This window comes from Pseudoxanthomonas sp. PXM03 (assembly GCF_014852005.1).
Classification (GTDB): Bacteria; Pseudomonadota; Gammaproteobacteria; order Xanthomonadales; family Xanthomonadaceae; genus Pseudoxanthomonas_A.
Genome location: NZ_JACVAU010000001.1, coordinates 223,331 through 241,328, shown reverse-complemented (window position 1 = coordinate 241,328; position 17,998 = coordinate 223,331). Strand labels below are relative to the sequence as shown.

Genomic DNA, 17,998 nt, shown 5'->3' with positions numbered 1-17,998 from the left:
CCGCCGGCATGAGTCTGGCCCTGGTGAACAGCCGGGCGCGGGCGGGCGTGTCCGCGCCGCCCGTGCGCGTGGAAGTGCATCTGTCCGGCGGCCTGCCGTCCACGCAGATCGTCGGCCTGCCCGAAGCCGCCGTGCGCGAGGCGCGCGACCGCGTACGCGCCGCGATCCTGTGCGCGCAGTTCGAGTTCCCGACACGCAGGATCACCGTGAACCTTGCACCGGCGGATCTGCCCAAGGACGGCGGCCGCTTCGATCTGCCCATCGCACTTGGCATCCTGGCCGCCAGCGGGCAGATCCGCCGCGAAGCGCTGGCGGAATACGAATTCCTCGGTGAGTTGAGCCTGACCGGTGAACTGCGGGCGGTGGACGGCGTGCTTCCGGCAGCGCTCGCCGTGGCTGCGACGGGTCGAATCCTGGTCGTGCCGGAGCCCAGCGGCGCGGAAGCCGCACTCGCGCAACAGGGACGCGCATGCACCGGCCGCACGCTGCTGGAAGTCTGTGCCCTGCTCGAAGGCCGCAAGGTACTGCCCGCCGCAACGGCGCCGCCTCCGCTGCCCAGTTCCATCCCGGACATGACCGATGTGCGCGGACAGGCCCACGCCCGCCGCGCGCTCGAAGTGGCCGCAGCCGGTGGCCACCATCTCCTGCTGATCGGATCACCTGGTTGCGGCAAGACCCTGCTCGCCTCGCGCCTGCCCGGGCTGCTGCCGGTGGCGAGCGATGGCGAGGCCATGGAAAGCGCTGCCATCGCCTCGGTCAGTGGACGCGGGCTGGACCCTGCTCGTTGGCGCCAGCGCCCGTATCGCGCACCGCACCACACCGCGAGTGCGGTCGCACTGGTCGGCGGCGGAGCACAGCCGCGACCGGGCGAGATATCGCTGGCGCACAATGGCGTCCTCTTCATGGACGAGCTTCCCGAGTGGTCGCGGGCGGCGCTTGAAGTCCTGCGGGAGCCGTTGGAATCCGGCACCGTCACCGTGTCGCGGGCGGCGCGCACGGCGGAGTTCCCCGCCCGTTTCCAACTGGTCGCAGCCATGAATCCGTGCCCATGCGGCTGGGCCGGCGACCCCAGCGGGCGTTGCCGCTGTGGCCCGGACCTCATCCGTCGCTACCGCAGCCGGTTGTCGGGGCCGCTGCTCGATCGCATCGACCTGCATGTCCATGTGCCGCGGCTGCCGCCCCACGAACTGAGGCCGGATGCGCCGGACGGCGAATCCACGGCCTCGGTGCAGGCCCGCGTCGTTGCCGCGCGCGCATGCCAACAGGCGCGCGCCGGCTGCGCGAACGCACGCCTGGGCCAGGCCGACACCATGGCGCACTGCCGACTGTCGGCACGGGACCAGGCACTGCTGGAGCGCGCCGTCGAGCGCCTGCAGCTCTCCGCGCGCAGCCTGCATCGCATCCTGCGGGTGGCGCGCACCATCGCCGACCTGGCGGGCAGCGACTCGATCACCACGCCACACCTGACCGAAGCGCTGGGCTACCGGGGCATGGATCGCGGCAATCCCGCATGACCTCCGGCCAAGGCGGGTGAAGGTGGGGTGTGGTCTACTCGAGTCACACATCCGGCTGGCGGACGTCATGTCCGCTATCCCTTCCTTGCCTCCAGGAGTTTCGCCCATGCGTCATGCCGCATTCCGTCTCACGTTGCTGGCCTCGACCGTCGCCGTCGCGCTCGCGGCGCAGGCCGCCCCATCCGCCGCCGACCGCATCGCCGGCACCGAATTGATCGCCCGCGACGCGCTGTTCGGCAATCCCGAGCGCGCCAACGTGCAGATCAGCCCCGATGGCAAGTACCTGAGCTGGGTTGCCGCCGTCGATGGCGTGCTCAACGTGTGGGTAGCCCCGGCGGACAATCCGTCACTGGCCAAGGCCGTCACCCAGGACAAGGCGCGCGGCATCCGCAGCTATTTCTGGTCGTACAACCCCGACACCCTGCTGTATCTGCGTGACAGCGGCGGCGACGAAGACTTCCACCTGTACGCCGTGGACCTGAAGACCGGCCAGGCCAAAGACCTGACACCGTTCCCGAAGACCACCGCCCAGGTATCCGGCGTCAGCCCGAAACATCCCGGCACGATCCTCGTCGGCATGAACGACCGCGATGCGCAGTGGCACGACCTGTACAAGGTCGACCTCGCCACGGGCACACGCACCCTGCTGGAGAAGAACGACGCGCAGATCGCCGGCTACATCGCCGACGCGGACTATGCCCTCAAGTACGCCACGCGCTCGCGCCCGGACGGCGGCGCCGACGTGCTGAAGCGTGATGCCAAGGGCGGCTGGGAGAAGTTCGACGACATCCCGTTCGAGGATGTGCTCACCACCAATCCCGGCGGCCTGACGCTGGACGGCAAGACCCTGTACTTCACCGATTCGCGCGGCCGCAACACCGCCGCGCTGTTCGCCGTGGACGTGGCCAGCGGCAAGCGCACGCTGGTGCTGGAAGATGCACGCGCCGACGTCGGCGGCAGCCTGGCGGACCCGGCGACCGGCAAGGTGCAGGCCGTGTCGGTGGATTACCTCCGCGATGAATGGAAGGTCGTCGACCCTTCGATCCGGGCCGACCTGGAGAAGCTGGAGGCGATCGGCCCGGGCGACGTGTCCGTCAACACGCGCACGCTGGACGACAAGACCTGGATCATCGCGTATTCCGCGGCCGAAGCCCCGCTGGTCTACTACCGCTACGACCGTCCGGCCGGCACGCTGACCAAGCTGTTCTCCGCGCGGCCGAAGCTGGAAGGCAAGCCGCTGGTCCCGCAGTGGCCGGTGGAAATCGCTTCGCGCGACAACAAGACGCTGGTCAGCTACCTGACCCTGCCGCGCAATGCCGACGCGAACAACGACGGCAAGGCCGATGCGCCGGTGCCGCTGGTGCTGCTGGTGCACGGCGGTCCGTGGGCACGCGATTCCTACGGCTACGGCGGCTACAACCAGTGGCTGGCCAACCGCGGCTACGCGGTGCTGTCGGTCAACTTCCGCGGCTCCACCGGCTTCGGCAAGAGCTTCACCAATGCGGGCAACGGCGAGTGGGCCGGCAAGATGCACGACGACCTGATCGACGCCGTGCAGTGGGCCGTCAAGCAGGGCGTCACCACGCCGGAGCAGGTCGCGATCATGGGCGGCAGCTACGGTGGCTACGCCACGCTGGCCGGCCTGACCTTCACGCCGGACGCATTCGCCTGTGGCGTGGACATCGTCGGCCCGTCCAACCTCAATACCCTGCTCAGCACTGTGCCGCCGTATTGGGCCAGCTTCTTCGAGCAGTTGGCCAAGCGCATGGGCGACCCGCGCACCGACGCCGGCAAGGCGTGGCTGACAGAGCGCTCGCCGCTGACCCGCGCCGACCAGATCAAGAAGCCTTTGCTGATCGGCCAGGGCGCGAACGACCCGCGCGTGAAGCAGGACGAGAGCGACCAGATCGTCAAGGCGATGACGGCGAAGAATATCCCGGTGACCTACGTGCTGTTCCCCGACGAAGGCCACGGCTTCGCCCGGCCGGAGAACAACAAGGCGTTCAACGCGGTGACCGAAGGCTTCCTCGCCCAGTGCCTGGGCGGGCGCGCCGAACCGATCGGCAAGGACTTCACCGGTTCGAGTATCAGCGTGCCGACGGGCGCCGCGGGTGTGCCGGGCCTGGCCGATGCGCTGAAGGGACACACGCAGGAAGTGAAGAAGTAGGCGCGCGCTTTCTTCCCGCAACGCTAGAAGAAGAAACGCCGGCGAAAGCCGGCGTTTCCTTTGCTGCATCCTTGCGAGCAGCGATCAGGCCGCCTTTTCCTTCTCGTAGAACTGCTCTTCCTCGGTGGACCCCTTCAGCGCGGTCACGCTGGAGCTGCCGCCCTGGATGACGGTGGTGACGTCGTCGAAGTAGCCGGCGCCGACTTCCTGCTGGTGCGAGACGAAGGTGTAGCCCTTTTCGCGCGCGGCGAACTCGGCCTCCTGCACCTGCTCGACGTAATGCTTCATGCCCTCGCCGCGCGCATAGTCGTGCGCGAACTTGAAGGTGTTGAACCAGTTGATGTGGATGCCGGCCAGGGTGATGAACTGGTACTTGTAGCCCAGCGCCGACAATTCGTCCTGGAAGCGGGCGATCTGCGCGTCGTCCAGGTTCTTCTTCCAGTTGAAGCTGGGCGAGCAGTTGTACGACAGCAGCTTGCCGGGATGCTTCGCGTGCACCGCCTGGGCGAACTCGCGGGCGAAGCCGATGTCCGGCGTGCCGGTCTCGCACCACACCAGGTCGGCGTAGGGCGCGTAGGCGATGCCGCGGCTGATCGCCTGCTCCAGGCCGTTCTTGACCCGGTAGAAACCTTCCGCAGTGCGCTGGCCGGTGACGAAGGGCTGGTCGTTGGCGTCGAAGTCCGAGGTCAGCAGGTTGGCGGCTTCGGCATCGGTGCGGGCCAGCACGATGGTCGGCACGCCCAGCACGTCGGCGGCCAGGCGCGCGGCCTGCAGCTTCTGCACCGCTTCCTGCGTGGGCACCAGGACTTTGCCCCCCATGTGGCCGCACTTCTTCACCGCAGCCAGCTGGTCCTCGAAATGCACGCCCGCGGCGCCGGCCACGATCATGTTCTTCATCAGCTCGTAGGCGTTCAGTACGCCGCCGAAGCCGGCCTCGCCGTCGGCGACGATCGGCAGGAAGAAGTCGATGGCGTCGGCGTCATTCGCCTTGCCGTCGCAGATGTTCTTCCACTGGATCTCGTCGGCGCGCTGGAAGGTATTGTTGATGCGACGGACCATCGTCGGCACCGAGTCGTAGGCGTACAGCGACTGGTCCGGGTACATCGTCTCGGAGGTGTTGCCGTCGGCGGCGACCTGCCAGCCTGACAGGTAGACGGCTTCCAGGCCCGCCTTGGCCTGCTGCATCGCCTGACCGGCGCTGATCGCGCCGAACGCGTTGACGTAGCCCTTCTTCGCTTCGCCGTTGACGAGCTTCCACAGCTTCTCGGCACCGCGCCGGGCCAGCGTGTATTCCGGCTGCAGGCTGCCGCGCAGGCGGACGACATCGGCGGCGGCGTAGTCGCGCTTGATGCCGGTCCAGCGCGGGTTGCTGTCCCAGTCCTTCTGGATGACGTCGATCTGCTGTTGCTTGGTGCTCATGGCGGACTCTCTTTTCGTCGTGGGGCGTCGTGGGTGGGGGCGGGGTCAGTCGATGCGTTCGTACGCGGGCAGGGTCAGGAAGTCGGCCAGGTCGTCTGCACGGCTCAGGGCGTCGAGCAGGGCGATGGCTTCGGAGATGCGCTCGCCGCCGGGCAGCCGGCTGTGGTCGCCCAGCTTCGCGGGCAATGCGGCCAGCGTGCGCTGCAGCAGCGCATAGTCGATCTGGGTGCCATCGCACAGGTGCACGTCGGGCATGTGCAGCCACTGCCAGATCTGCGTGCGCGAGATCTCGGCGGTAGCGGCGTCTTCCATCAGCCAGTGGATCGGCACGCAGCCGTTGCCATCCAGCCACGCGGCCAGGTAGCGCACGCACACTTCCACGTTGCCCTCGAAGCCGGCACGCGTGATGGTGCCGGTGGACGGACGGATCAGGTCGTCGCGGGTGACCGCGACATCCTCGCGCAGCACACCGCGCTGGTTGGTCTGCGGCATGTGCTCGTCGAAGATCGCCTTCGCCACCGGGATCAGCGCCGGGTGCGCCACCCAGGTGCCGTCGTGGCCGGCGGTGACTTCGCGCAGCTTGTCGGCGCGCACGCGGGCCAACGCCTGCTCGTTGGCGGCTTCGTCGTTGTTGATCGGGATCTGCGCGGCCATGCCGCCCATCGCATGCGCGCCGCGCCGGTGGCAGGTCTGGATCAGCAGCTCCGAATAGGCCTTCAGGAACGGCTGCGTCATCGTCACCTGGCCGCGCTCCGGCAGCACCTTGTCGGCGTGGCGGCGGAACGTCTTCAGGTACGAAAAGATGTAGTCCCAGCGGCCGCAGTTCAGGCCGACGATGCGCTCGCGCAGCGCATGCAGGATCTCGTGCATCTCGAACACGGCCGGCAGCGTTTCGATCAGCACGGTGACCTTCATCTGCCCGTGCGGCAGGCCCAGCGCGGCCTCGATGTGCGACAGCGCGGTTTCCCACAGCGCGGCCTCTTCCATGCTCTGCAGCTTGGGCAGGTAGAAGTAAGGGCCGCGGTCGCGGGCCTGCAGCGCGCGGGCGTTGTGCCAGGCGAACACGGCGACGTCGAACAGGCCGCCAGCGATCGGCGCACCGTCGATCAGCACGTGCTTCTCGTCCAGGTGCCAGCCACGCGGCCGGACCAGCAGCACCGCCTGTTCGTCCTGCGGCTTCAGCGCATAGCGCTTGCCGTTCTCGCTGGTGAACTGCAGGTCGCCGCGCACGGCATCGGTCAGCGCGCGCTGGCCGGTCAGCAGGTTCTGCCAGGTCGGCGAGGTGGAATCCTCGAAGTCCGCCATGAACACCCTGGCGCCCGAGTTCAGCGCGTTGATGACCATCTTCGGGTCCACCGGCCCGGTGATTTCCACCCGACGGTCCTGCAACGCGGTCGGCACCGGGGCAACGGTCCAGTCGCCGTCGCGGATCGTGCGCGTATCGGCGCGGAAATCCGGCAGGCCACCGGCATCGAAGAACGCCTGGCGCTCACGGCGGGCCGCCAGCCGGGCCTGACGCTCCGGCTCGATCGCACGGTGCAGCGAGACGAGCAGAGCCAGCACGCCGGGGGTCAGCAGCGCGTCCTGGCCCACCACATTGGCGGTCAGGGCGATGCCGGGGGTGGGTCGGTCGGCGCGGGATTCGCGCGGCGGCAGGGCGAAAGCGGTGGCGGACATGGAGGTCTCCTGGCGTCTTGCTGGAACCGCACAGTGCTCCCCCATCGAATTATTTGACAAAACAGTTTTGTCAATGCATTAAATAAGCACTGCTTATAGTTTGTTAGAACGTGAGCTCTAAAGAAGCGCCAACTCCTCGTTTTCCCTACAAATCCGACCGGCTGAAGCCCCTGCGGGCCTTCTGCCAGACGGTGCGGCTGGGGTCGGTTTCGCGGGCGGCGGAGGCGCTTTTTGTCAGCCAGCCGGCCATCACCCTGCAGTTGCAGGCCCTGGAGCGGGAGCTGGGAGTGACCCTGTTCGAGCGCAGCGGTCGACGGCTGGCACCGAGCCGCGAAGGCCAGCTCCTGTACGAGATGGCCCAACCGCTGGTGGCGGGACTGGACGGCCTGGATGCCAGCTTCCGCGAGAAAGTCAGCGGGCTGGAGGCCGGTGAGCTGAACGTGGCCGCCAACAGTTCCACCATCCTCTACCTGCTGCCGAAGATCGTGGAGCACTTCCGCCAGCAGCATCCCGAGGTGAAGCTGACCCTGCACAACGCCGCCAGCGCCGACGGCACCGACCTGCTGCGCTCGGATGCGGTGGACCTAGCGGTCGGCTCGGTGCTCGACGTGCCGGCGGACCTCAGCTACGCCCCGGTCTACCGCTTCGAACCGATGCTGATCACCCCGCCCGACCATCCGCTGGCGAAGAAGCGCGACCTGCGGCTGGAAGATCTCTCACCGCACGCCCTGATCCTGCCGCCGAAGCGGCTGGTCACCTACCGGCTGGTGGACCTGGTGTTCCAGCAGGCGCGCGTGCCGTACACGGTCGCGCTGGAAGTCGGCGGCTGGGAGGTGATCAAGCAGTACGTCAGCATGGGCATGGGCATCTCGATCATCGCCTCGATCTGCCTGACCGAGGCGGACCGCGACCGGTTGGCCGCGCGCTCGCTGAGCCAGTGGTTCCCGTCGCGGAGTTACGGCGTGGTGGTCCGCAAGGGCAAGTTCCTGTCGCCGCAGGCTCGCGCCTTCATCGAACTGATCCAGCCCCACCTGTTCGAGCGCCGCGATTACGATGAGAGCGGGCATTCCGAACGCTGACGCCACGCCACGATGAGCGGCCGCTATCGACAACACGACTTCGCGCCCGGCCAGTCGCTGCTGTGTCGCTGGGAATACGTGCAGGGAACGGAGGCAAGTCCCGCGCTCGTGCTGCCCGACGCCTGCGTCGACCTGCTTTGGGATGGCGAGCGCTTGAGCATTGCCGGGCCCGACACGCGGGCGCAGTACGCCCAGATCGCGCCGGGTCGCCGGATAAGGGGCCTACGGTTCGCGCCCGGCGCGGCAACGCGCTGGCTGGGTGTTCCGTTGCATGTCCTTGCCGACCAACGTGTGGACCTGCGTGATCTCGTCATCCCGCGCTTGGCGACGCTGGCTGATCGGATGGCGGAGCGCGACGCCGACGCGATGGCATGGCTCACCGACAGGATCCTGGCCGACACGCCGCCTCGTAGCGACGCGATCTCGGCCGTGCATGCACGACTGTCGCGCGCACGGCCCGACACGGTCGCGCAACTGGCGCGCGAACTCGGCATCACCGAGCGCACCCTGCTGCGCCGGTGCGACGAAGCATTCGGCTACGGGCCAAAGCTGCTGGCGCGCATCCTGCGGCTGCAGCGCTTCCTGCGACGGCGGCACCACCCCGCCAACCTCCTGGAGGCCGCACTCGACGCGGGCTACTACGACGCCGCGCAACTGGCCGGCGACACGCGCCGGCTCACCGGCCTCTCGCCCACGCGCCTGCTCGCGCAGGTCCTGGACTGACTGTCCGATTTCGCCAAGACAGACCGCAAGGAGTTCGCCAGACTGGCGGCCTCTTCCACGGACACCCACCATGAGCAACGCCGAACAGCACCATCGGATCGACTACCTCGAATTCACCGTCGCCTCCATCGCGGCCTCGAAAGCCTTCTACGGCGACGCTTTCGGATGGACGTTCCAGGACTATGGCCCGGACTACTGCGAGTTCCGCGATGGCCGGCTGACGGGCGGTTTCGCACACGGCACGCCACAGCCGGGCGGCGCGCTGGTGGTGCTGTACTCGGCGGCACTGGAAGAAAGCCTGGCGAACGTCGAAGCCACGGGCGGAAAGATCACCAAGCCGATCTTCGCCTTCCCCGGTGGTCGCCGCTTCCAGTTCGCCGATCCCGACGGCTACGAGCTTGCCGTCTGGACCACGGCCTGAGTCAGCGCGCCTCGTAGCGCGCCAGCAGCGCGCGATGGCCGGACTGCCACTGCGCCAGTGCGCCGCGCGAAGCACCGTAGGTGCCGTCGATGAAGGCGACCGACAAGGTTTCGGTTGCCTGCTTGACCTGCTCGCTGACCTCGCGCGAATCGAAATAGCGGCGATCCGTGAACACGTTGTGCGTGCCGTGCCGGTAAACGGCCAGCACCTTGTGTGCGCCACCAATGGCGTCGAACACCTTCAGCCGGTCGTCCACGCCGGAACCGAAGCCGGGGATGCGGATGATGTCGTCCGCCGTGGTCACGTGCAGGGTGGGGATGGTGATGCCGGAGAGGATGGGACGGAAATCGTCGTCGCCGTAGAACGGCGGCGCGGAGATCACGATGGCGGCCGTGATGCGCGGGTCGCGCAACTGGATCGCCCTGCCTGCCCGCATCACCCGTGCGCCCGCCGACATCAGGGTCGTGTTGGCGCCGTAGGAATGGCCGGCGGCAACGATGCGCGCGCGATCGACGTGCGCGCCCCATTCGCCGGCCAGCAGCTGGTCGAGGGCGAACCGCTGGTCGCGCACGCGGGCCACGGCTTCGACCTCGCCCGCCGCCTGTTGGAAGCGCGCCACCAGCGTGAAGGGATTGCCCTGCCACAGCGCCCGGTCGCTGCCGACGTGCTGCACATGGATGCTGGCGATGCCATGCCGCGCCCAGTAGTGGCCGAGATACGTGTAGCCGTCGCGCGCGCTGCCGATGCCGTGCGAGAACACCACCAGTGGCACCTTGCCGGTGCGCGCCGCATCCGGCCAGAACAGCTTCACCGGCACGGCGCGACCGCGCTCGGCATCCGTCCATTCCAGGTCGCGCACGCTGTAGCCCGCCTGCGGCCCCTGAATCGCCGCGCGTACCGGCGCATGCGTCGAGGCCACCAGCACGGGGGCCAGCAGCAGGACGGACAACAGGGCCACCCAGCGGTGGCGACGGAGGGTCGCGGCAACGTTCATCGATGGCACTTCAGACAGGAACGGAAGGACGACACGCCGACTGGCGGATGCCGTGATCAGGTCAACGCACGCCGCGCGGAGGCGGCGTCTACTTCTTCTTCGGACGACCGGCCTTGACCGGCGCCAGTGCATCCAGCGCCTTGGTCAGCGCCTGCGGCGACAACCCGGACAGCGCGCGCAGGCCAGCGCGCAGCAGTTCGCTCTTCTTCGCCGGCCGCTGCATCTGCAGCGCGCGCCCCTTCAGTACCGCCACCAGCGCGAAGTCGTCGGCCGGCATGGTGAAGCTGTCGCGCACCAGCTTGGCGGACGCTCCCGCGCCCTCGGAGAGGTCGTCGACAGCACGGGTGTCACGCGCCTTGCGGGACTTGGCCATGGCACATCCTTTAATCGTATAAACGATTTATACCTTTTATGCGACACGCCGCCAAGTGCGGGCGGACCGACGAACGGTGCACGTTCAGGCAGCGCAAGGGGGATGGCGGGCGGCGACGCGGTCGTAGACTGGCCGTCCCCGCCATGGATGCCCCCATGAGCCCCCGCACCACCACACGCACCGGCGAACGCGCCGCCGCGCTCGCGGCCCACGAAGCGCGGGCACTGGTGGCCGCACTCGCCATCGCGCCCGGCGAGCCGGCCGGGGTGCACGAAGCGCGCAAGAGTCTTCGCCGCCTGCGCTCGTTGCTGGCACTGGCGCGCAGCGCGCTCGGCAAGGAAGCGGTGGACCCGGTCGATGACGAGCTCCGTGCGTTGACCAAGAGCCTCTCCGCACTCCGCGACGGGCAGGTGGTGCTCGACACGGCGCAGCGCATGGCGCGCGATGCCGGCACCTCCGATGAAGCCACGAACTGGGAGGCATTGTTGGCGCTGTTGTCGCGGCAGCAGGAACACCGCCTCGCCGAGGCCCTGCGCGACGATCCCGGCTTCGTGCGCCGGCAGGCGCTGGCACACCGGCAGGCGGAACGGCTGCGGCAGTTGCCGTGGCACCGGCTGCATGGCGGCGACCTGCGCAACGCGCTTGCGCGCTCGGTGCAAAGGCAGGAGCGCGCGCAGGCGACTGCGCTGGCCAGCGGACGCGTCGATGACCTGCACGCCTGGCGCCGCAGGTCGCGCCGGCTGCGCATGCAACTGGCCGCCTTCCGCAAACTCCGTGTACGCCGGCAGGTGCACGGGCATCCCCTGGCCGTCGCACCGCGGCACATCGCCGAACTGGTCGATCAACTCGGCCTGCTGCAGGACCTCGCGTTGCTGCAGCAGGCCCTCGTCACGCTGGAACAGTCGCAGGCCCGCGCGATCCCGGTCGCGAAGCGTCGGCGCACGGCCATCCACTCGCCCATTCATCCACTGACGTAATCGGCTTTACTTCCGCTTCCCGTCATCGTCCACGCCCGTCAAGTACGCCCTGCTGGGGCCGATAGTGACCCATACGGTCCCTCCGATCGGCGTATGGGATGCCGAACAAGGCCGGAAACCCTGGAGATCCGGCATTTCCGCACGCGGAATGCTTGGCACGAAGCCTGCATTCCTTCCGTCGATCGATCCCGTCGCAGCTGGACCGCCCTCTCATCACGCAGGATCAAGGCCCGCAGGTGGACTCCCTCCACGCAGCACACTCCGGCGACGCCACGGCGGCACCGGGGACGCCTTCCCGCCGCGTCGGCTTGCCGCCGGTGGCGTGGGCGTCGGCTGTCCTGGTGGTGGGCCTGCTGTGCACGGTGCTCGTCGCCCATCGGGAGTGGCGCGGCCTGCAGGAAAGCGCGGAAGCATCCCGCCGCGCACTGGCGGATGCCGGCACGACACGCCTGCGCGTGCCGCTGGAGCAGGCGGCTTCCACCTTGCGCGCCATGCAGACCGTGTTCCTGTCCAACGACCAGATGGACCAGGCACGCTTCAGCCAGTACCACGCGAGCCTGCGCAGCCCGTTGGCACCCGCCTCCTACACATCGGTCGCGTTCGCGCGCCGCTCGCCCGTAGGACAGCCGTTGGCCGACGAGGTGTCGTATCGGTACGAGTTCGTCACCCCCTACGAAGGCAATGCCGCGCTGGTGGGCTTCGACATGGTCACGCAGCGTGCGAACCTGAATGCCCTGCTGCGCGCGCGCGATACCGACACCGTGGTGATCTCCGCGCCATTCACGCTGCGCCAGACCGTGCCCGCCGGCCAGAATCCTATCGGCATCACGCTGCGCCTGCCGGTGTACTCCGACGGCCCCACGCCCACATCGCCCAACCAGCGGCGCGCGCGCGAGATCGGCGCGCTCGCCATCGGCATGCGCCTGCAGCCGCTGGTCGAAACCGCACTGGCGGGTTCGGTGCTGGAGGGCTTCCGCGTGCGTGTCTACGACGCAACCGCGCAGGCGCATCCGTTCTACGACTCCGGTACACAGGTCGAGACCGGATTGCCGATGCAGGTGCGGCGACTGGATTTCGGTGGCCGGCAATGGCGCATCGAGATGGAACCCCGCCCGCGCCCGATGGATCTCGGCCGGCTCCAGACCATCCTTGCCGGTGGCGGCGTCATCAGCCTGCTGCTGGCCGCGCTGGTGTGGTCGCTGGCTACCACGCGGCGGCGTGCCATGACGCTGGGCGAACAGATGAGCCGGCGCTACCGCGAGAGCGAGCTGCGCTTCCGCGCGCTGAACGAACTGCTGCCCGCACTGGTGCTGCTTGCCGATGCACGCGATGGCCGCATCGTCTACGCCAACCAGGCGGCGCGCCTGCGCCTGGGCGATCCCACCGGCCTGCCGCTGTCGGCCCTGTTCTCCGATCCGCAACTCCAGCACCGCGCCCGCGACGCCGATGCCATCGGCGATGACTGGGGCAATCTGGAAGCGGTGCTGATGAGCCCGGCCGGCGACGCGTTCTGGGCCAGTGCGTCGATCGCGCAGGTGGACATGGACGGCGAGGCGCACCTGCTGATGGTGGCTACCGACATCTCCGAGCAGCGCGAGCTGACCGAACGCCTGAGCTACCAGGCCACGCACGACGCGCTGACGGAACTGTGCAACCGGCGCGAGTTCGAGCGGCGCGTGGAAGAAGCGCTGCACGAACGCAAGGGCCGCGCGACCAGCGATCCCTGCGCGCTGCTCTATATCGATCTGGACCAGTTCAAGCTGATCAACGACATCTCCGGCCACATGGCGGGCGACCAGTTGCTCGCGCAGCTCGCGCTCGCCATGCGCCAGCAGCTGCGCGGCGGCGACGTGCTGGCGCGGCTGGGCGGCGACGAATTCGGCCTGATGGCCTTCCACGTGGATGCCGAGGGCGCACGCGCGCTGGCCGAGCGCCTGCGCGAGTGCATCGAGGCGCTGATGTTCGTCTGGCAGGACCGCACCTACACCGTCAGCGCGAGCATCGGCGTGGTGGTGGTGGACCAGCAGGAGCCCACCCTGAAGGACCTGCTGGCGTGGGCGGACACCGCCTGCTACCTGGCCAAGGAAAACGGCCGCAACCGCGTGCACCTGTACCGCGAGGACAACGAGACCACGCGCCGCCATGGCGAAATGGAATGGGCCAGCCGCCTGCGCTGGGCGGTCGAACAGGACCGCCTGCTGCTCGACTACCAGGAGATCGTGCCGCTGGACGGCAGCGACACCGCGACCAGCATCGAACTGCTGCTGCGGCTGCGCGACGAGGACGGCGGCGTGGTGCCGCCCGGCGCCTTCCTGCCCGCCGCCGAGCGCTACGGGCTGATGCCCGCGATCGACCGCTGGGTGATCCGCAACGCGCTTGCCCACTTCAGCCTGCTGCACGAATCCGGCATGCGCCTGGGCACCTGCGCGATCAACCTGTCCGGCGCCAGCATCGAGGACGAGGGCCTGGCCGACTTCATCCTCGCCCGCATCACCGAATACGCGGTGCCTGCGCACACGCTGTGCTTCGAGATCACCGAAACCGTCGCGGTACGCAACCTGCTGAAGGTCGTCAGCGTGATCGAACGCCTGCGCCGCGCGGGTTGCCGCATCGCGCTGGACGACTTCGGCGCCGGCATGTCCTCCTTCGGTTACCTCAAGAACCTGCCGGTGGACCTGATCAAGATCGACGGCAGCTTCATCCGCGATCTCGAAACCGATCCGATGAGCCGCACCATCGTCAGCGCGATCGCGCAGATCGGCCACCAGCGCGGCCTCAAGGTGGTCGCCGAATGGGTCAGCAGCCCGCGAACGTGCGAAGCACTGCGTGCACTGGGCGTTGACTACGGCCAGGGCTATGCCCTGCACCGCCCGGAACGCGTGCTGTTCCAGCGCGAAGAGCCGCCGCCGCGCCGGCTGGCCCTGGTGCGCTGACATTCCTCTCCATGCGACGACACGACCTGCGCGGCGGGCGTGGGATCAGTCGAACCTGACCAGGTTGTGCACCGGCAGCGGCCCGCCGGGGAACTGCACCAGGCGCGCGCCCACCGCAAGCGCCCCCAGGTCGAGGCCGAAGAAGCCGAGCCGTTCGACCAGCGCGCCGACATCGGCCCGGGCATGCGCATCGTCACCGGAAAGGAACAGCACGTGGCGCCCGCCTTCCGCCTGCGGATCCGCGGACAGCAGCCCCGGCGGCAGATGGTTGAACGCCTTTACCAGGCGCGCGCCGGGAACCATGCCCGCAACCACGTCGCTCGACGTGCGCCCTCCCAGGTCGACGGGCTGGAACAGCGGCGCTTCGATCGGATTGTTGGCATCGATGACGATGCGCCCGTTCCAGTCCGGCAGGTCCGCCAGCGCAGCGGGCAGCTTCGACCAGTTCACCGCGACCAGCACGAGTTCCTGCGACGCAGCCTCCTCGCGCGTGCCGGCGCGGATCGCCGGTCCCAGCTCCTCCACCAGTGCCGCCAGTGATGAGGGGCCGCGGCGGTTGGCGATGATGGCGGGAATGCCGTGCCTGGCGAGGGCGCGCGCGAACGCCGTACCGATGTTGCCTGCGCCGATGATGCCGATGCTCTTCATGGTCTTCTCCTCGTGGTGGCGTGCGGGTCAGGACGTGAAACCGCCGTCGGCGACGATGTCGGCGCCGGTGACGAAGGCTGCGTCCGGGCTGGCGAGGAAGGCGACCACGCTGGCGATCTCGGACGGCTTGCCGTAGCGGCCGATCGCCATGCCGGGGCCGACCAGCTTGGCGACGTCGCCATCGGCGGGGTTCATGTCGGTGTCGGTGGGGCCAGGGTGCACCGTGTTGACGGTGATGCCGCGCGGACCGAGGTCGCGCGCCAGGCTGCGGTTGAATCCGGTCACCGCGCCCTTGGTCAGCGTGTACAGCGATGCCCCGGGGAAAGACGCATAGCGCGTCATCGAACTGCCGATATGCACGACACGACCGCCCTCGCGCATGTGGCGCACGGCTTCCTGGGTGGCGACGAACACGCCGGTCACGTTGACGGCGATCATGCGCTGGTAGTCGTCGAAGGCGATCTGGTCGACCGGTCCACCGCCCACGGCGATGCCGGCGTTGTTGACCAGGATGTCCAACGCGCCGTATGTCTCAACCATCTGGGCGACCGCAGCACGCACGGCGTCCGGGTTGCCGGCGTCGGCCTGGATCGCGAGCGCGCGGCCTCCTGCCGCTTCAATGGCCTGCGCGGTCTCCTCGGCCTGGGCCGGCGAGCCGACGTAGGTGAAGGCGACCTGCGCGCCGTCGGCGGCCAGACGCTTGGCGATGGCCGCGCCGATCGAGCGCGAGCCGCCGGTGACGAGTGCGGTCTTGCCTGCAAGCGGAAGGGAGGGGGTCTGGGTCTGGGTGTTCATGGCGATGCTCCGGTTGGGATGGGACTGCGTGGAGCGAACGATGCGCCCGCATATCCTCCTCCAGAAGCCGGTAATGGCTAGAATGACTTTCAAGCATCACTTGAAGGGTGGTTCCCGTGGAAACCCTCGCCAACCTGGAATCCTTCGTCCGCAGCGCCGAACTGGGAGGCTTTTCCGCCGCCGCCCGCCAGCTGGGGCTCACCCCTGCCGCGGTCAGCCGCAACGTGGCGCTGCTGGAACGGAACCTGGGCGCGCGACTCTTCCATCGCAGCACCCGCAAGCTCACGCTCACCGAGGCCGGTGAACGTTTCCTGCTGGGCGTGCGCGGTCCGCTGGAAGGCCTGCACGCCGCCATCGCCGATGCGGCAGACGATCAGGGCGAACCCGCGGGCGTGCTGAAAGTCAGCGTGGCGCTCGCCTTCGGCATGGACTATCTGCTTCCCTTGCTGCCGGATTTCATGGCGAAGCATCCGCACGTACGCATCGACTGGCAATTCGACAACCGGCAGGTGGATCTGGTCGCGGAAGGCTTCGACGCGGCCATCGGCGGCGGTTTCGACCTTGCCCCCGGCGTGGTGGCACGCCCGCTGGCCCCTGCGCACATCATTGCGGTCGCGTCGCCCGGCTACCTGCAGGGACGCCCGCTGCCCGTCGAACCCGAGGACCTCGCCGGGCTGGACGGCATCGCGATGCGGTCCGCGCGCACCGGCCGCGTACGCACATGGACGATGCGCAATGCGGAGGGCGCGACCCACGCGGCAGAACTCCGTCCGCACCTGCTGTTCAATGATCCCGCCGCGATGACACGCGCGGCCGTGCTGGGACTGGGGGTGTCGATGCTCGCCGTCCCCGATGCGCTGCCCTACCTGGAGCGCGGCGACCTCATCCGGCTCGTGCCGAAGTGGTATGCGGACGCAGGCCCGATCTCGCTCTACTACGCCAGCCGCACGCTGCTGCCGGCGAAGACGCGCGTCTTCGTCGACCACGTGACCGAAGCGTTCCGGCAACAACGGCTGGCGGAACGCTTCGCCGGCAGCCTGGGATAGGCGACCTTCACGCGCCTCCGTTGCCGACCGGCTACGGCAACGTGTTCAACGCGTGCGATCGCCCTCCACCGCCAGCGGCCGCACGTCCTCCAGCAGGCTGACGAGCGTCCTGCCCGGTTCCTCCCACGGGATCATGTGGGCCGAACGCTCGAACCACACGCCCTGCTTGTACGGCGCCCGCACCTTCGCCAACCATGCCGCGGTGGGTTCCGAGGGCGTGGTGTAGTCGTGGCGGCCCATGAACATCACCACCGGGATGGGAAATTCCTTCACACCGGTGAAGTCCACCCGCAGGAATTCGTCCAGCAACCGCCCCAGCGTCAGCACGCTGCCGGCGTTGATCGCGCATCGGGCGGCATCGTCGTAATCCGGCGACAGGCGCGGCCCCTGGAAGAAGTACTTCGATTCATCGCGGTAGGCGGTGAGCCCGCCGTAGAACTGCGGCCACTTGCGCGCGATGATGATGCGCTCGCGGGTGATCGGCGCGTCGCCGGGATACGGCGCGATCGATTCCATCTCGCGCACCGCGTCGGTGTTTCCCCGCGCGCGGGCGGTGCGCAGGCCATAGTCGAAGCTCACCTGCTCGTTGGTGCGTACGTTGATCACCTGGCCGATGCCGACATAGGCATGGAACAGGTCCGGCCGCTGCAGCGCCGCGTGCATCGCCACCACCGTGCCCCAGCTGTGCGCCATCAGCACCAGCTTGCGCTTGTGGTAGCGCGTGCGCAGGTATTCGGCGAGCGCGATCGCATCGTCCACGTAGCGCTGCACATGCAGGGTGTCGGCGACGGCCTCCTGCGGGTTCAACGTCAGCGTCTTCCCCGCACCGCGCTGGTCGTAGTTGACGACGGTGAAGTATTCCTCGAGCGGCCGCTGGAACTGCCACAGCGTGGGAATGACCGGCGACGCCGGACCGCCATGCACGAACAACACCATCGGGTTGTCGCGATCCTGTCCGCGCACGTTCACCCACTGGCGGATGCCGCCGATCTCGACGGCGTAGTCCTCCTGCACACCGGTGGGCGCGACGATACGACCGAGATCGGCGACGATCTCCCGTGCCGGCGCATACGCCGAGCGATCCGGACAGGCATCCTGCGCGCGGGAGGCATGCGCAGCGCACAGGGCGGCGACCATCACCAGCGCGGACACGGTGTTCCTCATCGGCATCTCTCCAGGCATCACGGGGACACGACCAGTTTCATCGCACCTGCACGCACAGGCGTGTGTCG

At 68.5% G+C, this 17,998-nt stretch carries 15 protein-coding genes; 8 read left to right on the top strand and 7 right to left on the bottom strand.

The genetic code is table 11. The features are described from left to right. Positions 1–8: 8 nt before the first annotated feature. Positions 9–1,514 (top strand): YifB family Mg chelatase-like AAA ATPase, encoded by a 1,506-nt coding sequence (locus tag IB223_RS01120; RefSeq protein ID WP_192199867.1) that lies wholly within the window; start codon positions 9–11, stop codon positions 1,512–1,514. Positions 1,515–1,620: 106 nt separating this feature from the next. Beyond that, positions 1,621–3,681: a S9 family peptidase gene (locus IB223_RS01115; protein WP_192199866.1), complete on the top strand. Its 2,061-nt coding sequence runs from the start codon at positions 1,621–1,623 to the stop codon at positions 3,679–3,681. Positions 3,682–3,765: 84 nt separating this feature from the next. On the opposite strand, the gene aceA is transcribed toward IB223_RS01115, so the two are convergent. Both aceA and aceB read right to left on the bottom strand, forming a co-directional pair. Then, the gene (aceA, locus tag IB223_RS01110; RefSeq protein ID WP_192199865.1) at positions 3,766–5,100 is read right to left on the bottom strand and encodes an isocitrate lyase; all 1,335 of its coding nucleotides are present in this window, start codon (positions 5,098–5,100) and stop codon (positions 3,766–3,768) included. A 45-nt stretch (positions 5,101–5,145) separates the two neighbouring features. Beyond that, a complete protein-coding gene (aceB, locus tag IB223_RS01105; protein ID WP_192199864.1) occupies positions 5,146–6,777 on the bottom strand; it encodes a malate synthase A in 1,632 nt (543 codons plus the stop codon). 110 nt (positions 6,778–6,887) lie between these two features. Here aceB and IB223_RS01100 point away from each other — a divergent pair, with 110 nt between their 5' ends. From IB223_RS01100 to IB223_RS01090, 3 genes are all read left to right on the top strand, one after another. Next, complete coding sequence (locus IB223_RS01100) at positions 6,888–7,856, top strand: LysR family transcriptional regulator (RefSeq protein ID WP_192199863.1); 969 nt, start codon at positions 6,888–6,890, stop codon at positions 7,854–7,856. A gap of 12 nt (positions 7,857–7,868) precedes the next feature. Next, positions 7,869–8,579, top strand: coding sequence for a helix-turn-helix domain-containing protein (locus IB223_RS01095; RefSeq protein ID WP_192199862.1), 711 nt, complete (start codon positions 7,869–7,871; stop codon positions 8,577–8,579). A gap of 70 nt (positions 8,580–8,649) precedes the next feature. Continuing rightward, the gene (locus tag IB223_RS01090) at positions 8,650–9,000 is read left to right on the top strand and encodes a VOC family protein (RefSeq protein ID WP_192199861.1); all 351 of its coding nucleotides are present in this window, start codon (positions 8,650–8,652) and stop codon (positions 8,998–9,000) included. A 1-nt stretch (position 9,001) separates the two neighbouring features. On the opposite strand, the gene IB223_RS01085 is transcribed toward IB223_RS01090, so the two are convergent. Further along, entirely contained in the window at positions 9,002–9,994 is a 993-nt protein-coding gene (locus IB223_RS01085) for a hypothetical protein (RefSeq protein ID WP_225590745.1), read from the bottom strand. An 88-nt stretch (positions 9,995–10,082) separates the two neighbouring features. Continuing rightward, positions 10,083–10,367: a hypothetical protein gene (locus IB223_RS01080; protein WP_192199859.1), complete on the bottom strand. Its 285-nt coding sequence runs from the start codon at positions 10,365–10,367 to the stop codon at positions 10,083–10,085. Positions 10,368–10,522: 155 nt separating this feature from the next. On the opposite strand from IB223_RS01080, the gene IB223_RS01075 reads away from it, so the two are divergent. Next, the gene (locus tag IB223_RS01075) at positions 10,523–11,344 is read left to right on the top strand and encodes a CHAD domain-containing protein (protein ID WP_192199858.1); all 822 of its coding nucleotides are present in this window, start codon (positions 10,523–10,525) and stop codon (positions 11,342–11,344) included. Between the two features lie 236 nt (positions 11,345–11,580). Further along, a complete protein-coding gene (locus IB223_RS01070) occupies positions 11,581–14,277 on the top strand; it encodes an EAL domain-containing protein (RefSeq protein ID WP_343227120.1) in 2,697 nt (898 codons plus the stop codon). Between the two features lie 45 nt (positions 14,278–14,322). On the opposite strand, the gene IB223_RS01065 is transcribed toward IB223_RS01070, so the two are convergent. Next, entirely contained in the window at positions 14,323–14,925 is a 603-nt protein-coding gene (locus tag IB223_RS01065; RefSeq protein WP_192199856.1) for an NAD(P)-binding domain-containing protein, read from the bottom strand. A gap of 27 nt (positions 14,926–14,952) precedes the next feature. Next, positions 14,953–15,720 carry a 3-oxoacyl-ACP reductase family protein gene (locus IB223_RS01060; protein ID WP_192199855.1) on the bottom strand — a complete coding sequence of 256 codons (768 nt, stop codon included), beginning with the start codon at positions 15,718–15,720 and terminating at the stop codon, positions 14,953–14,955. A gap of 116 nt (positions 15,721–15,836) precedes the next feature. Here IB223_RS01060 and IB223_RS01055 point away from each other — a divergent pair, with 116 nt between their 5' ends. Then, positions 15,837–16,766 carry a LysR family transcriptional regulator gene (locus IB223_RS01055; protein WP_192199854.1) on the top strand — a complete coding sequence of 310 codons (930 nt, stop codon included), beginning with the start codon at positions 15,837–15,839 and terminating at the stop codon, positions 16,764–16,766. 45 nt (positions 16,767–16,811) lie between these two features. Here the strand turns inward: IB223_RS01055 and IB223_RS01050 are convergent, their stop codons facing one another. Beyond that, positions 16,812–17,930 (bottom strand): alpha/beta hydrolase, encoded by a 1,119-nt coding sequence (locus IB223_RS01050; RefSeq protein WP_192199853.1) that lies wholly within the window; start codon positions 17,928–17,930, stop codon positions 16,812–16,814. Positions 17,931–17,998: the final 68 nt, after the last annotated feature.

What these genes read in the sequence shown, in the direction of transcription:
- aceB (WP_192199864.1), bottom strand. Translation starts at nt 6,777, where the DNA reads ATGTCCGCCACCGCTTTCGCCCTGCCGCCGCGCGAATCCCGCGCCGAC.
- IB223_RS01120 (WP_192199867.1), top strand. Translation starts at nt 9, where the DNA reads ATGAGTCTGGCCCTGGTGAACAGCCGGGCGCGGGCGGGCGTGTCCGCG.
- IB223_RS01115 (WP_192199866.1), top strand. Translation starts at nt 1,621, where the DNA reads ATGCGTCATGCCGCATTCCGTCTCACGTTGCTGGCCTCGACCGTCGCC.
- IB223_RS01050 (WP_192199853.1), bottom strand. Translation starts at nt 17,930, where the DNA reads ATGAGGAACACCGTGTCCGCGCTGGTGATGGTCGCCGCCCTGTGCGCT.
- IB223_RS01090 (WP_192199861.1), top strand. Translation starts at nt 8,650, where the DNA reads ATGAGCAACGCCGAACAGCACCATCGGATCGACTACCTCGAATTCACC.
- IB223_RS01085 (WP_225590745.1), bottom strand. Translation starts at nt 9,994, where the DNA reads ATGAACGTTGCCGCGACCCTCCGTCGCCACCGCTGGGTGGCCCTGTTG.
- aceA (WP_192199865.1), bottom strand. Translation starts at nt 5,100, where the DNA reads ATGAGCACCAAGCAACAGCAGATCGACGTCATCCAGAAGGACTGGGAC.
- IB223_RS01075 (WP_192199858.1), top strand. Translation starts at nt 10,523, where the DNA reads ATGAGCCCCCGCACCACCACACGCACCGGCGAACGCGCCGCCGCGCTC.
- IB223_RS01060 (WP_192199855.1), bottom strand. Translation starts at nt 15,720, where the DNA reads ATGAACACCCAGACCCAGACCCCCTCCCTTCCGCTTGCAGGCAAGACC.
- IB223_RS01095 (WP_192199862.1), top strand. Translation starts at nt 7,869, where the DNA reads ATGAGCGGCCGCTATCGACAACACGACTTCGCGCCCGGCCAGTCGCTG.
- IB223_RS01080 (WP_192199859.1), bottom strand. Translation starts at nt 10,367, where the DNA reads ATGGCCAAGTCCCGCAAGGCGCGTGACACCCGTGCTGTCGACGACCTC.
- IB223_RS01065 (WP_192199856.1), bottom strand. Translation starts at nt 14,925, where the DNA reads ATGAAGAGCATCGGCATCATCGGCGCAGGCAACATCGGTACGGCGTTC.